This is a genomic window from Flavobacterium hydatis (assembly GCF_000737695.1).
GTDB classification, from domain to species: Bacteria; Bacteroidota; Bacteroidia; order Flavobacteriales; family Flavobacteriaceae; genus Flavobacterium; species Flavobacterium hydatis.
On the sequence record NZ_JPRM01000032.1, the window covers coordinates 1 to 13,775 of the forward strand.

Consider the following 13,775-nt stretch of genomic DNA (forward strand, 5'->3'; position numbering starts at 1 on the left):
GAAATAAATTAAACTATTCCAGATGAAGAATGTTAGGATTATTTCTCAAATTTTGTTTTATATAACAAGAGCCGTAGCTATTTTATATCTTCTGGTAACATTGCATGCTATCATTTCATTACTTACAGAGTGGAGTTATATTGCAAAAGATGGCGGAAAGTATTTTGCAATATGTTATCCTTTTACCGATACTCCTTTTTTGGTTGGAGAAAACCATTGGGGGTACAAAATTTTCAATTTTATTATTCCAATAGGATTCTACGGAATTTTCTTTTTACTACTCAGTAATGTATTTAACGTATTTAGACAACCCAAACTTTTTACCGAATATGGCGTAAAACAATTAAAATGGTTTTATCTCGCCAATATTTTTGTACCAACACTCACTATTTTATTAGCTAGTGTTTTCTCTGGCGAAATAGAAGAAGGGTTGGAGTTTGTAGCAATAATTCACTTTTTCTTGGGTGTTTTTGCCTATTTTCTTGCAGCTATTTTTAAGCAAGGTCTAAATTTGCAAAACGAACAAGATTTAATTATATAAAATATGCCAATTATAGTAAACATAGATGTTATGCTCGCCAAGCGTAAAATGCAATCTAAAGAATTGGCAGAAATTCTAAATATAACTCCAGCCAATTTATCGATACTAAAAACCGGAAAGGCCAAAGGTTTTAGGTTTGATACACTAGAAGCAATTTGCAAAGCGCTGGATTGCCAGCCAGGAGATATTATAGAATACGTTAGCGAATAATTTCTATTACTTATCGTAAAATACTTGTATCAACTACTCATCATAGCTGACAGGGATTCTTTTGCATAATTTTTAAGATAAAAAAGAATAATTAATCATCATAAATCAATCAAAAAATGAACAGTTTACAAATCAAAAAGCTACAGAAAACCTATAAAAATGGTGTTCTGGCAATTGATAATCTATCAATTGAAATAGAAAACGGAATGTTTGGCTTACTTGGTCCAAATGGCGCAGGAAAATCAACTTTAATGAAAACAATTGTTGGTTTGCAACGTCCCGATTCTGGGAGGATAACCTTTAATGATGTTGACATTGTAGATAAGCCCGAGTTTATAAAAAAACAATTAGGGTATTTGCCACAAGATTTTGGAGTATATCCTAATATTTCGGGTTATGACTTACTACATCATTTAGCCATATTAAAAGGAGTAAAGGACAAGAAAGCTCGACACAACCAAATCGTTGCTTTGTTAGAAAAAACAAATTTAATAACACATAAAGATAAAGCGGTAAGTACCTATAGTGGCGGAATGCGTCAGCGATTTGGTATAGCACAAGCCCTTCTTGGGAATCCTAAAATTATTATTGTCGATGAACCTACGGCTGGACTTGACCCTGAAGAAAGAAATCGCTTTAATAATTTATTAAGCGAAATAGGGGAGAACATCATTGTGATTCTCTCTACCCATTTAGTCGAAGATGTTAGAAATTTGTGTACCAAAATGGCAATTATAAATAAAGGGAAACTATTACTTCATGATAATCCAGAACAACTTATAACAGCTTTAGAAGGCAAAATCTGGAAGAAGCAGATTCATAAAAATGAACTACACGATTACAAAGCCAATTATGCTATAATATCGACACAATTACAGGCAGGAAAGCTGAGTGTAAAAGTATTTTCTGATGAGATACTTTCAGATGGATTTCAGCCTATAAAAGCTGATCTGGAGGATGTTTATTTTTCGACTTTACAAAAAACACAGTAATCATGTTACGTCATTTAGTATTCTTCGAATGGAAATTTTATAGTCGCAAAATTTCATTTTATATCATGCTACTTTTATTCTTAGTATTAGGTATTTTGGTTGGTACATCGGCGGGTATTTCGTTCCCAAATATTACGTATAATTCGCCTTATGCAATAAATTTTATAGTTGGATTATTTTCTTTGGCAAGTTTATTTCCCATAGTAATAATGGTCTCACAGAGTTTATTGAGAGAAAAAGATAATCGTTTTGAACAATTATTATACACTACACCCATAACTGTTAGGAACTATTTTGTAAGCCGATTTCTGTTTGTATTTGGAGTAGCAATTATTACTTTTTTATTATTTCTTTTTGGATATATAACTGGGCATTTAATAACAATTGATGCGAGCGAAAAGTGGGGTGTTTTTCATCTTAGTTATTATCTCCATGCTTTTTTGGTAATTGTTGTACCCAATATATTTTTATGTACCGTTATAGTTTCTTGCACAGCTTGGTTTGGCCAAAGCAAAATGTTGATTTACTTAAGCGGTTTGGGTATTTATGTTTTGTATATGGTGGGATCTATTTTCTCGAACTCACCACTTATTGCAGGAGCTTCACCAGCATCTGCGTCGGCTATGAAGTTGGCTGCAAAACTCGATCCTTTTGGTATGGCAGCCTTTTTTGAACAAACATATCAATGGACAGCTTTCCAGAGAAATACAACTTTATTGCATCTCTCTGGGAATGTATTATTTAATAGAGTTGCCATTTTATTATTTGCAACAGCATTACTTTTTACAACCTATAAATTATTTCGATTCAAAATTTCTAATAATCATAAAAAGAAAACATTCAAATTAAGTGAAACTCTATCAAATGAAATCATTTATGATGAGGTAGAAACCAAAACGGAGGGGAATAGATATTTTGCATCAACATTATTTAGCTATCTTAAAATCGATTTATTATCGACGATTAAAAGTCTACCATTTGTATTACTTATTGCGATAACCTGTTTTGTATTGGGAATGGAAATGTATGGAGCGATTGAAGGCGGAATTCGATTACCCGAAAACTATGTAACGACAGGTTTGATGACAAATACTATTTTGGCAACCGTTCCTATATTATTTGTTTTTGCGATGTTGTTTTACGGAAGTGAATTGGTTTGGAAAAGCAAAAATGTAAATTTTTATAGTATCGAAAATTCAACTCCTTTTTCGCAAACTTCATTATTTATTTCGAAATGTATTACACTAATTACTATTATATTTTTATTGCTTATCTCATGTATTACTTTAGGAGTACTATTTCAAAAAATATATCAATATCCGATACTAGATTTAAGCGTTTATATCTTGTTATTTTACTTTATTGGTTTACCAGCATCACTTTGCGGAATAGTTATTATCGCTTTGCAATATTTAATTAAACATAAATATTTAGCACTTTCTGTAGCAGGATTATTCCTGATACTGACAAATACTTCGTTAGGAAAAGCTTTCGGATTTTCGCATCCATTGCTGCGGTTTGCAACTTTTTTGCCTGATAGATTTAGTGATGTAAATGGTTTTGGATATTTGCCTAAAGCATTCTTGGTGAATATGGTTTATAGTCTGTCATTTGCCTTATTTCTGGCTGTTGTAGCAATTTTATTTAGCAATAAATCGTTCTTTAAAGTAAAGCCAAAACAGATTCTCATTCTAGTATTACCATTGATTGTAATGATGATTTCGGGCTATTATATTATATCAAAAAGTACTATAATCTCCAAAACGGAACAGACTAATTGGGCGCAGGAATATGAAGAAAAATATAAAGTTTATAAAACTTTACCACAACCAAGTATTACTGATGTAAAAACTACAATCGATTTATATCCTGAGGAAAATAGTTATAAAGTAAAAGGAACATATAGAATTGAAAATAAAACAAACTCTAAATTTTCAAAGATTTTAATCAATGCCAGTACTATTATTAAATGGAATTCTATCGATTCTCCACAATTAATTTTAGACAAAAAAGATATAAAGTTTGGGCAGTATCTATTTAAATTAAAAAACAATATGCTTCCTAATGAAAGTATTACTTTAAGCTTTGATTTTGAATATAAAATAGAACCACTACAAGGACATCAACCTTTTAATGCAATAGTAGAGAATGGTGCTTTTATGCGAATTAGCAATTATTTCCCGAGTATCGGATATAATGCAGATAATGAAATAGAAGATGAAAACGAGAGAAAAAAGAGGAATCTTCCTTTGAATCAATTGACCAAAGTTGATGCTCTATTGGCAAATCCATACAATTATGAGTTTATAAATCTTGATGCTACAATTTCTACTTCGGGAAATCAAACGGCTGTTTTTGTTGGAGAATTACTGAACAAGTATGCTAAAAATAATCGCGATTATTTTCATTATCTAGCAAAAGATATTCCTTTTCGTTTTGGAGTTTCATCAGCAAAATACGCCATGAAAAAGTCAAAATATAACAATATTGATATTGAAGTTTTATACCATCCAAACCATTATCAGAATATAAATCATTTGATAAATAGTATTAAAAAATCATTAGAATATTGTGAGAAGAACTTTGGGAGTTATCCTTATAAAACCATTCGATTTGCAGAGATAAGTAGTTTTACCAGCGGATTTGCAGCAACTGCTTATCCAGCAACAATTTTTATAAACGAAAAGCAATTACATTTAAACTTGCTTGCCGACAAACAACAAGATATTATTAACGAATTGGCAGGACACGAACTATCGCATCAATGGTGGGGGAACGTACAATTAAAGCCTGATTACCGAGAGGGTAGTGGTGTACTTACTGAAAGTCTAGCACAATATACCGAACTGATGTTGTACAAAAACGCACACGGCAAAGCAAAAATGGAAGAAATGATAGATTTGCATAAAGAACTTTATGAGAGCGAAAAAGCCTTTAGCGGCGAAGAATCTTTGTATAAGTCAAACCCCAATAATAGTAATGTAATTTATAATAAAGGTATTTTAAAGATGTATGAACTCTATCTCATACTTGGTGAAGAAAAAATAAATCTAGCCCTGAAAAATTTATTATCAAAACATAAATTTCCCTTGCAACCCGCTACAACTTTAGATTTAATTACGGAACTCAAAGCCGTCTCGGAATTGAGTAAACATCATAAGATTGATAAGTTGTTTATGGAGTGAGGATATAGGTTTAATTTGTATTAAAAAAGCAACTCAGTTACGAGTTGCTTTTTTGTTATTCTTGTAGGTAATTTGTTATGGGTACGGAAAGGATTTCCTCGCTATCTTGGAGCTGGGATATTAACTATCTAATTGGGTATTTCTTCAAATCCTTTTCTAAAGAAGATAATATAGATTCTAATTCTAAGGACTTTAAGTCAAAATTAATTTTATATTCTTCATCGACTCCATATACATATTTATCTTTATTTGGATGAAAATTAAAATCCAAATTCACAATTAAAATTTGTTCATTTCCTTTATAACTAAATGATAGTTCATGCTCTAAAAAATCTATTCTCGTGCTACTTAACATAGAATCGTTTTTTAATGCTAAAAACCAGTTATATAAATTTACTAGTTCAAAAGTATTTAAAAAAGCTCCACTGCTTTTCCATCTATTTTCATAATCTTGAGCATAAATAGTTATATTTAGCCAATTCAAATCTTCTTTAAAATTAGAAAATTGAAATTCATAACTATTAATGGTTAAAGAAAATTGCTTGTAATCGTCTTTTATTAACATAACTATCTAATATTTTTTGCAGGTCTAATTGTAACAATAATTTTTGTTTCTGCATTCCAAATTACTTCTAAACCTTTATAAGATTTACCGATAGAACCACTTCCTGCATCAAAAGAGACTCCTTTATTAAATATCTGCTTGATATCATTTAAGGTATTAAAACCTAAATTTGAGGTTCTAATATCTTTCAACCTCTTGATAGCATGACCAGAAAGGGAAAAACCACTAGCCCCAAATGCTTTGACAAGTTGTTGATGAGTCAATCCTCTTAATGGCATATTTTGAATTAATCCTTTGAATTTAAGGATTGATACCCCTCCTCCAATACCAATATTTCCTAACATCCCAGCTCCCCCTAAAGGCCTTATCCCAAAAGTAGTTCCATCAGCACTTACTTGATAAACCACACCTGTTTCTGGGTCAGTCCATTCTCTTTTTTCTAAGGTAAACCATATTTTACCTATAATTGAAGTTTTTGCGTCAAGTACTCTTTTCTTTTTTGGCGGATCTCCATCTTCGACTTCTTCTATATCAGAAGCAGTAGCAATTGATTTCTGGCTTGTTTTAGTTTCAGGAAGCTCAGGATTTTCAAACATACTAGCTTCTTTGTAATTTTCATTTGCAAATGAACCTTGATGTCTATCTGACCAAGTTTGGTGCCTACCATTTATATTTCCGCTATTATGCTCATATGAATTTGTCGCTTCCATCCCATCAGGGTCAATAAAAAACACTGGATTATTAAGCGCATATGTAAAGGAAGAAAAACGTCTCGATGTTTCTGCCAATGGGTCAATATTCATCCATCTACCAAGCGCAGGGTCATAATTTCTAGCATGATAGTCATAAAGGTTCAACTGGAAGCCATTTATGTTATCGTCTTGTAATTCTTTACCATTATACTTATATTTCTGTGCAGTAGCATTTCCTAAAGCAACTGTTGCACCATTATATCCTTTTTGTTTGAGACCGAAAGGGTAGTAGTTGTTTTCTTCTACAATGCTCAGGTTCTTATCATAACTCAATCGCACATTTCCTAAATGGTCTTTGTATTGGTAAATATACTCATAAGTTCCCGAATTATTACTCACATATCCCTCAGGTTGAGAGAAAAATTGTAGGGTATTGTTCTCATAAATAAAACCTCCCGCATAATCGGTAGTAATACCTGTACTTATTATTTTGCGCTGTTTCACACCAGTGGCATCATATACATAATCTATAGTTCCTGATGGGAAAGTAATCTTAGTAGGTAAACTTAAATAATTATAAGCAATAGCCGAGATACCTTTGTTAGCATCATTTGTCATGTTTCCGTTAAAGTCATAACCATATTCCACAGGAATGTCTACTCCATTTTTAAATCCTTCGGTACTACCAGAGGAATCTTCTACCTTGATAAGTTTATTTCCGTTATCGTAAGTATATGCCAAGATATCCATATTACCAAAAGAAGTAGCATTTATATCCCTATGTCCTAATCTCGTTAAGTTCATGATATTTCCGTTCTTATCATAATCTAATCCTTCGTTATACCTACCAGGATTTAGAGTTGAAATGTCATTAGCTAGTGTCAGCCTGTTTAAAGCATCGTAGGTATAGGCATAACTTTTTAAACTAGAATCAGTATTAGCCGTTTTCCATAAAGTCTGGCTAATGTTTCCGTTGTATAGCTTTCCTGTAGCGCTATCATTGTAATTAATCTGAAAAGCAAATAAATTACTTCCGATAGCATTAATATTATTGATATTTTTAAGCCATCCACGAATGTTATAACCATAAGATATAGTTTGTAATCGAGATTGAGTTGTTTTCCCACCCACACTTTTCTTGTCCAATTGACCTAAATTATCATAACTATTGGTTGCAATAAGTTCAGGAGTTTGGTTGTTAATGGTTTGTTTTTGGTTAAGTAACCTGCTCATATGATCATAGGTAAAAGCATCAACAATCTTAATTTCTGCTGCAGTTCCCTTTTTATGAGTTGTGGTAGTTTCTAGAGGCTTTCCTCCAAAATCAAGCAAACTAGCCGAGGTACTTACCGTTCCTAAATAGTTGTTTTTGCTGTAGCTATAAATTGGTCTTCCTTTGTCATCATAGTAATTTACATTGGTCGTCCAGCTGGTAGTTCCTAGTACACGTATTTTGCTTCCTGTAGCAAGACCTTTCACATTAGTTGCTGTAGTTGCAGAACTACCGTCAAGGTCAAAACTGTAATCGTCGTAATAACTAATGGTCAATAAATCAATTCCTGTATTCGGGAAAGCAACATTGGTATAGTTTACACTTGTCTGTGCAATATTTATAGCAACGGTTTGTTTGCTCTCGAACAAAACAGTACCATTAGCTAAACGCTGAATATCCGCTCTGTTTTTTTCAGTAGTATTTGTATATTCCCCAGTATAAACAGGTCTGCTAAAGGCATCGTATTTGGTAAACATCCATTTGTTGGAGTCTCTTAAATTAACATCTTGAGTAAGAATTGGTCTGTCGAGTTTATCATAAACTATATATTCCCATTCCTTACCAGGAAGTTTTTTCTCGATTAAGCGATTGCGATCATCATAACGGTATTGATAACATAAATCCTTCAAAGTAAGTTCAGTAATTAAACCTTCAGCCTTAGGAGGTAATACCAAAGTAAGGTTACCGTAATTATCATATACGTAGTAGGTATCATGAGCTCCGTTATTATAGGTTCTCTTGAGTACAACACGACCCTCTTTATCTTTAAATTCTTCGGTGGTATTGTTTGTTCCACTGGAAGCAATCCAGTTTTCATTTTTGGTAACGGTTTTATACAATTGGTTAGCAGCATAGGCAGCAACTGTAACCGAGGGAACATAAACTCCATTTGTATCAAGTGAAGTGCTTACTGCATAAAGTTTAACCGCATCGGCATCCGTATTAGCTACATAATCTAGTTTTATCTCATGGCCAGAACCTATAGCCCAATCCTTACCAGGAGCAGCTTGTTGCAATACTCGATTAAGCGGAGAGTCTTCAAAGGCTTTTTGAGAGAATGGGTTTGGAGTAACACCAGTAAAGTCAGATGAATAAAAAGTACCATAATGCGTATTGGCTCTGCTAACAGCAGTAGTATTATTTCTAAAAGCTGCAGTAAGACCATCCTTTTCCATATAAGGCAGATATTCTTTGTCTTGCCTTCCAAAACCATCGTATAGTATCGGAACTACAAGATCTTGTTTGGTAGGCGATGCTTTTATGGCGATACTTTGCATAGGTCTTCCTAATCCATCAAAATAAGTGATGTTCTCAATGACATCGCTATTGTTTACAATTGCTGCAGGATCAGTCATTGGAGCCTGAAAAGTACGAGTAAAGATGTAATTTTCTTTACTTGGTGTAAGTGATATATAAGCATCAGAACTTACTTTGGCCACAAACGTACTCCCAGCCTGTATGTGTGTATTGGGGCTAAGAATAATACTTTGTGTAGCGATAAGAGTTACAGGACCCGTTGCAGCTGTAACCGTATAATTGGTTGCCGGTGGTTCTGGTTTTATTATCGTTATAGGAGTCTGGGCATGTAGAGTAGCCGTTATAAAAAACAATAAAACGGCAGTATATTGGGATAAAGTTTTTATCATGATTATTGGTTTTTATAACGATATTGGTTTTCAGATAGTAATTTACCTTGTGCATCTTTTACAAACTGTAATCTGTTTGCAGTATCGTAAGTATAAATCATTTTATATCCTTTAGGATCAGTAATAGTACTTACACCAACTAGCGGAATATAAGTATAGGTTGTTACCATAGTAGCAGGTAATGCAATGCGTAAATTATCTAGAGCATCTAGTAAACTGTTTTCAGTACCAGTATTAGAAGCATTTTGTGCCGCAGTAATTAAACCCGCAGGTATGTTTACGTAAGTAATGTTTTCAATCTTGGCAATAGGCTGAGACTTATTATATCCCCAAATGATACAAACTGGCGTGCCATTTTCTATTGAGTATTGCAATACATTACCATTTCCAACGGTTACCCCATTAACAATATCAGTATCATATAGGTTAAAGTTGATTTTACGATTGGCATCGTTAAAAGGAAATGTGTCTACAGTACCTTTAGTAGAATGAATTTCTTTAGGCAATAACAAATTTCCAGTTGCAGCACTTTCTTCAAATTTCGTAATTGACTCAGATGTTTGTACGTTATTTACAAAGGTTTCTGTTTTAATAGGTTTATCAATTTTATTTTGAGCAACTAATTTCTGCATTTCTGCATTTTGTCCAGTAGTCAATAAATCCTGAGGATAACTCAATTGGGTTCTTAAAGCGTCATTTTTACTATTGATAGTTTCTGTTTTGGTTACTTGGTTGTGCACAGGGTTTTCGTAACCATAAGTAGTTGTTTTTTTATTAGTCTCTTTTTCATTATTGTCATAATCTGTTTCTGTTGTAGTTGTCATCACTTTTTTTCCTAATGAAACCTTACCAGTAAAATAAAAAAATTGTGCACTGTAATAATCGTAAATTGTTCCTTGATTGTATGGGTCAGGTACAAAACCTTGATTTCTTGCGTCATAAGGCTCACTGAAGATATTAAAAACTAGATTATAAGGTAATTCAAGCTTTTTTAAAACATCATATTTATTTTCTATATTTTTAATTTTTTTTAGAACATTAGAAGTAGCATCTCTTTTATAACTAGTCGTATTGGTTAATGAACCATAATTCCAAGAATCATTTTTATAATAAGCATAATCATCTATTTGTAGTGCATAGCTAAGCATTGGAGATGCATATGGATAATTAATTCTAAAAAGAGGATGCATGAATATTGTAGGGGAATTTCCAATAACCCTTTCCAGAGCTATATTTTGGTAATAATACTCTGTCTTACCATTTATTATTGATGTTATAGGGCTAACTTCAGTTTCTATTATTTTACCATAAGTTATGTTGGGGCCACCACCTATATTATTGTTGTACAATGCCGAAGTCGAACAAACTGGAGTAGATTCTCCTAAGCCCGGATTAGAAGTTAAAATGATATATCTTTTATAAGAACCTAATCCTTCTCTATTTAAGATATTTTCTTGCTCATAATCAAATCGTTTTATACTTACTGAAGTAGTTGCTTCTATTTGGTCAAAGTTTTCTATCGATTTAATACGTAAGCCCCCCACAAGTTTTGTCGTAATAACTTCTTTTAAGCCTGAATTCTCTTCCCAGCTTGCCATAATACTACTTATTGGACAGCGATACGCACCAAAATTACCTGTTCTATATTCCGTGGCAGATAAAGTATGGAGGGCACCTCCAAATTCTCTGGCATAAGTATAATTACCACCTAAGGTAAACGGCGATGGCCTTACAAATTTTTCGGAATCATAGGTTACGTTTGTATTACCTCCATTTTCATCCGTAGCAGGCATAAAAGAAATTATCAATTTCCCACTACCCAAAACATAGTTTTTAGCGGTGAAAGTAGTATCATCTGTATGAACTGAACAATTACCCCCATATCCATAAGCAACAACACTTGCACTTTTTGAAACAATTGTAGGAATATATTCTTTCTGCTTATATTTATTGGCTTCATATTCAAAAATTGAATACCCACCCTCTGGATATGTTATTTTTTTTAAAATCCCAGACTGCATTAAAGTTTCATCAGCTTTTCTATCTCCAGTACCAAAATTAATTATTCTCTGAGACCCAATTTGAACATTCAAATCCATCTTTGTAGGTGGCATTAATGACCCTGAATTACTATTTATGTATCCCCAATAATCCTGTTTAGTAGTTCCTCTTAGAGGTAGCTGAGTATTGTTATAATCAAAAGTATATTTAGTATTCGTCTTACTGTCTATTATTTCTTTTAATCGTAAGGATTTATATCTACTATTAACATTTCTAATCACATCATAATCTGCCCCATTTAGATAGGAAGTGGTTGTATTACCTCCATACCTTGAATAATAATCGTAATTAAAATTCGATTTTTTTATAAGAAGACTTTTATTATTAAGTATGGAATAAATTTCTATTGAGTTTAATTTATAATCTACAATTAAATCTTCTCTATCAAGCGTTGAAATGAAATCTATTCTTCCGTTTGTAAAAGTAATAGATTGTAAAAAATTTTTTTTGATTTGGACACTCGTCGGGTAATTTGTCTTTATTGAAGAAGAAAGCGAAGCAGCCTGCAAACTCTCAGTGGCCGCAACTGGGTAATCATAACTATCAATTGATTTATATTGAAATGAAATAATTTCTTTGCCATTTGCAGAAATAATTTCTGTTAGATGCCAAGCTGAAATAAAGTCTTTTCCTAAAGATTGAATTAATTCTGTGGGATTTGATGTTACTTCTATGGATTCAACCCCTTTAAGGTTTTTACCAAATTTATAAATCGTACCATCATCTTTTGTGATTTCTAATTCACTATCCGAAATTATCTTAACCTTAGTGTTTTGAAAATCTCTAAAATATGCTTTATATGAATCATTTTGATCAAAGTAAAAAGACCCAGATAATCCCGGTGCACTTACAACATATTCATCTGGTGCCGTATCTTGTTCTCCATTTTGCATGAAGTATAGAGATCTGTAATTTTCTTTGGTAAATGGAAAACTACCTGACAATGCAGGAATAGGTGTCCAGTAATTTTGCATACTCAGCACACTATCTGGTCTCCCTTTGGTATTTCTTACAATGGCACCACCAGCATCTAAATTCCATCCTAGCCCTATCCATGAAGCTGTTTCGTTGAGTTGTATACCTGAGGAATTGTAACTAAGAGAAATGGGTACCGTTAATTCTTTAGTCTTAATCGTATAAATTGGCACACCAATATTTATTTTTCCAGTAGAATAATCGACAGGAAATAAGCCTTGCTTTGCAAAAGAAGCTGCATTGGGACTTACAGGAAAATAGTTTGGTATGTCTTTGGTTACTTGAGATGATACAGTGCTGGAAATTAAAATCCAGAAACTAAAACAAAGAATAATTTTAAAGGGTATTTTTTTTTTCATAAAACTAATTTAAAGTTTATATCTATGATTAATATAACTTTTTATTTAAAATTTAATCAGCAAAATTTGACAACACAATATAGCTTTTTTTTAATAGTAATGTTTTTTTTATTACTTCTTTTCTTGTTATATGTTTTACCCAATTGCACTGCTTAATTGAAACATTGGTAAGTACATGGCAATCAGTAGTACAGCTACTAAAACACCAACAAAAAGAATGATAAAAGGCTCTAAAACGGTTGTCATTATTTTAGATTGTTGTACAACTTCCTGGTTGTATTGCTCGCTTAATTGCTTAAAAACATATTCGGTTTGGTTGGTTTCTTCTGCAACTTTTACAAGGGAGATTATTCTGTTATCAAATAATTTGTTTTCTTTTAAGCTTGAGCTTAAACTATTTCCTTTTAAGATGTTGTTTTCTACTTTTTTTAATGCATCTTGTAATGGTACAAAACGAATCATTTTTTTTACCATTTGTATGCTATTCAATAAGGGAACTTTGGCTGTAGTTAATAATGCTACAGCCTGAGTAAATTGTGCCAAATAAACTTTGGTAATAAATGGTCCTATTATCGGTATTTTTACCAAAGCAAAATGTAGTGTTCTTTTATATTTTGGATTGTCTTTAAATATTCTGCTTGTAAAAATGAATGCTATAATTAACAAAAAAGCATAGCCTCCATAAGTTTTGGTAAACCCTGATAACTTTACAATCATTTGGGTAAGTACAGGAAGTTCCATATTGTTTTGTTTAAAGATATCCTGAAACATTGGCACTACATAACTTAGCATAAACACAACTACAAGTACTGCTGTAGACAATACTATTGAAGGGTAGGTAAGTGCTGCAATTATAATTCTTTTTTGCTCATTTTTACGCTCATAAAACACACCTAATTCTTTACAAACTTGTGCTGTTGTACCTGTTTCTTCACCAATTTGGATTGAATAATATTCATATTCAGAAAAAGATTTAGAATCTAATAAGGCTTCTGAAAAAGATTTACCATTAACAACATCATTTAGTACGTTTTGTATTAAATCTTTATCGGCTTTCTTCTTTAATGATTCTACAATTAATGAAAGGCCTTCTTTAAAAGTAATTCCAGCTTTAAGCAATACAGCAAGTTCTTGATAAAATGCTTGTTTTTTTTTGTTATTAAAGCTAGCTCCAAAAAAAGAAATTTCTTTTTTTAGTAAATCTTCTAAGCTTGTTTGTTTTTTATTTTGATGAATAACTTTATTCGGAGTATTTTCTAACTTAAAGGCCATCTTC

At 32.3% G+C, this 13,775-nt stretch carries 8 protein-coding genes; 4 read left to right on the forward strand and 4 right to left on the reverse strand.

From position 1 onward, the window contains the following. Nucleotides 1-22: 22 nt before the first annotated feature. From IW20_RS18150 to IW20_RS18165, 4 genes are all read left to right on the forward strand, one after another. Entirely contained in the window at nt 23-541 is a 519-nt protein-coding gene (locus IW20_RS18150; protein WP_035625637.1) for a DUF2975 domain-containing protein, read from the forward strand. A 3-nt stretch (nt 542-544) separates the two neighbouring features. Continuing rightward, the gene (locus IW20_RS18155) at nt 545-751 is read left to right on the forward strand and encodes a helix-turn-helix domain-containing protein (RefSeq protein WP_035625639.1); all 207 of its coding nucleotides are present in this window, start codon (nt 545-547) and stop codon (nt 749-751) included. A gap of 116 nt (nt 752-867) precedes the next feature. After that, a complete protein-coding gene (locus tag IW20_RS18160; protein ID WP_035625642.1) occupies nt 868-1,743 on the forward strand; it encodes an ABC transporter ATP-binding protein in 876 nt (291 codons plus the stop codon). Between the two features lie 2 nt (nt 1,744-1,745). Continuing rightward, nucleotides 1,746-4,928, forward strand: coding sequence for an ABC transporter permease/M1 family aminopeptidase (locus IW20_RS18165; RefSeq protein ID WP_035625704.1), 3,183 nt, complete (start codon nt 1,746-1,748; stop codon nt 4,926-4,928). A gap of 124 nt (nt 4,929-5,052) precedes the next feature. Here IW20_RS18165 and IW20_RS18170 read toward each other — a convergent pair whose 3' ends face one another. The 4 genes from IW20_RS18170 to IW20_RS18185 all read right to left on the reverse strand — a co-directional run bounded on the left by IW20_RS18170 (nt 5,053) and on the right by IW20_RS18185 (nt 13,771). Further along, entirely contained in the window at nt 5,053-5,493 is a 441-nt protein-coding gene (locus IW20_RS18170; RefSeq protein WP_035625644.1) for a WapI family immunity protein, read from the reverse strand. Nucleotides 5,494-5,495: 2 nt separating this feature from the next. Next, on the reverse strand, nt 5,496-9,104 hold the full coding sequence (locus tag IW20_RS18175; protein ID WP_051885912.1) for a DUF6443 domain-containing protein: 3,609 nt from the start codon (nt 9,102-9,104) through the stop codon (nt 5,496-5,498). Nucleotides 9,105-9,106: 2 nt separating this feature from the next. Then, nucleotides 9,107-12,499, reverse strand: coding sequence for an RHS repeat domain-containing protein (locus tag IW20_RS18180; RefSeq protein ID WP_035625648.1), 3,393 nt, complete (start codon nt 12,497-12,499; stop codon nt 9,107-9,109). 135 nt (nt 12,500-12,634) lie between these two features. Then, nucleotides 12,635-13,771: a type II secretion system F family protein gene (locus tag IW20_RS18185; RefSeq protein ID WP_035625651.1), complete on the reverse strand. Its 1,137-nt coding sequence runs from the start codon at nt 13,769-13,771 to the stop codon at nt 12,635-12,637. Nucleotides 13,772-13,775 lie beyond the last annotated feature (4 nt).

What these genes read in the sequence shown, in the direction of transcription:
- IW20_RS18155 (WP_035625639.1), top strand. Translation starts at nt 545, where the DNA reads ATGCCAATTATAGTAAACATAGATGTTATGCTCGCCAAGCGTAAAATG.
- IW20_RS18185 (WP_035625651.1), bottom strand. Translation starts at nt 13,771, where the DNA reads ATGGCCTTTAAGTTAGAAAATACTCCGAATAAAGTTATTCATCAAAAT.
- IW20_RS18165 (WP_035625704.1), top strand. Translation starts at nt 1,746, where the DNA reads ATGTTACGTCATTTAGTATTCTTCGAATGGAAATTTTATAGTCGCAAA.
- IW20_RS18175 (WP_051885912.1), bottom strand. Translation starts at nt 9,104, where the DNA reads ATGATAAAAACTTTATCCCAATATACTGCCGTTTTATTGTTTTTTATA.
- IW20_RS18180 (WP_035625648.1), bottom strand. Translation starts at nt 12,499, where the DNA reads ATGAAAAAAAAAATACCCTTTAAAATTATTCTTTGTTTTAGTTTCTGG.
- IW20_RS18150 (WP_035625637.1), top strand. Translation starts at nt 23, where the DNA reads ATGAAGAATGTTAGGATTATTTCTCAAATTTTGTTTTATATAACAAGA.
- IW20_RS18170 (WP_035625644.1), bottom strand. Translation starts at nt 5,493, where the DNA reads ATGTTAATAAAAGACGATTACAAGCAATTTTCTTTAACCATTAATAGT.
- IW20_RS18160 (WP_035625642.1), top strand. Translation starts at nt 868, where the DNA reads ATGAACAGTTTACAAATCAAAAAGCTACAGAAAACCTATAAAAATGGT.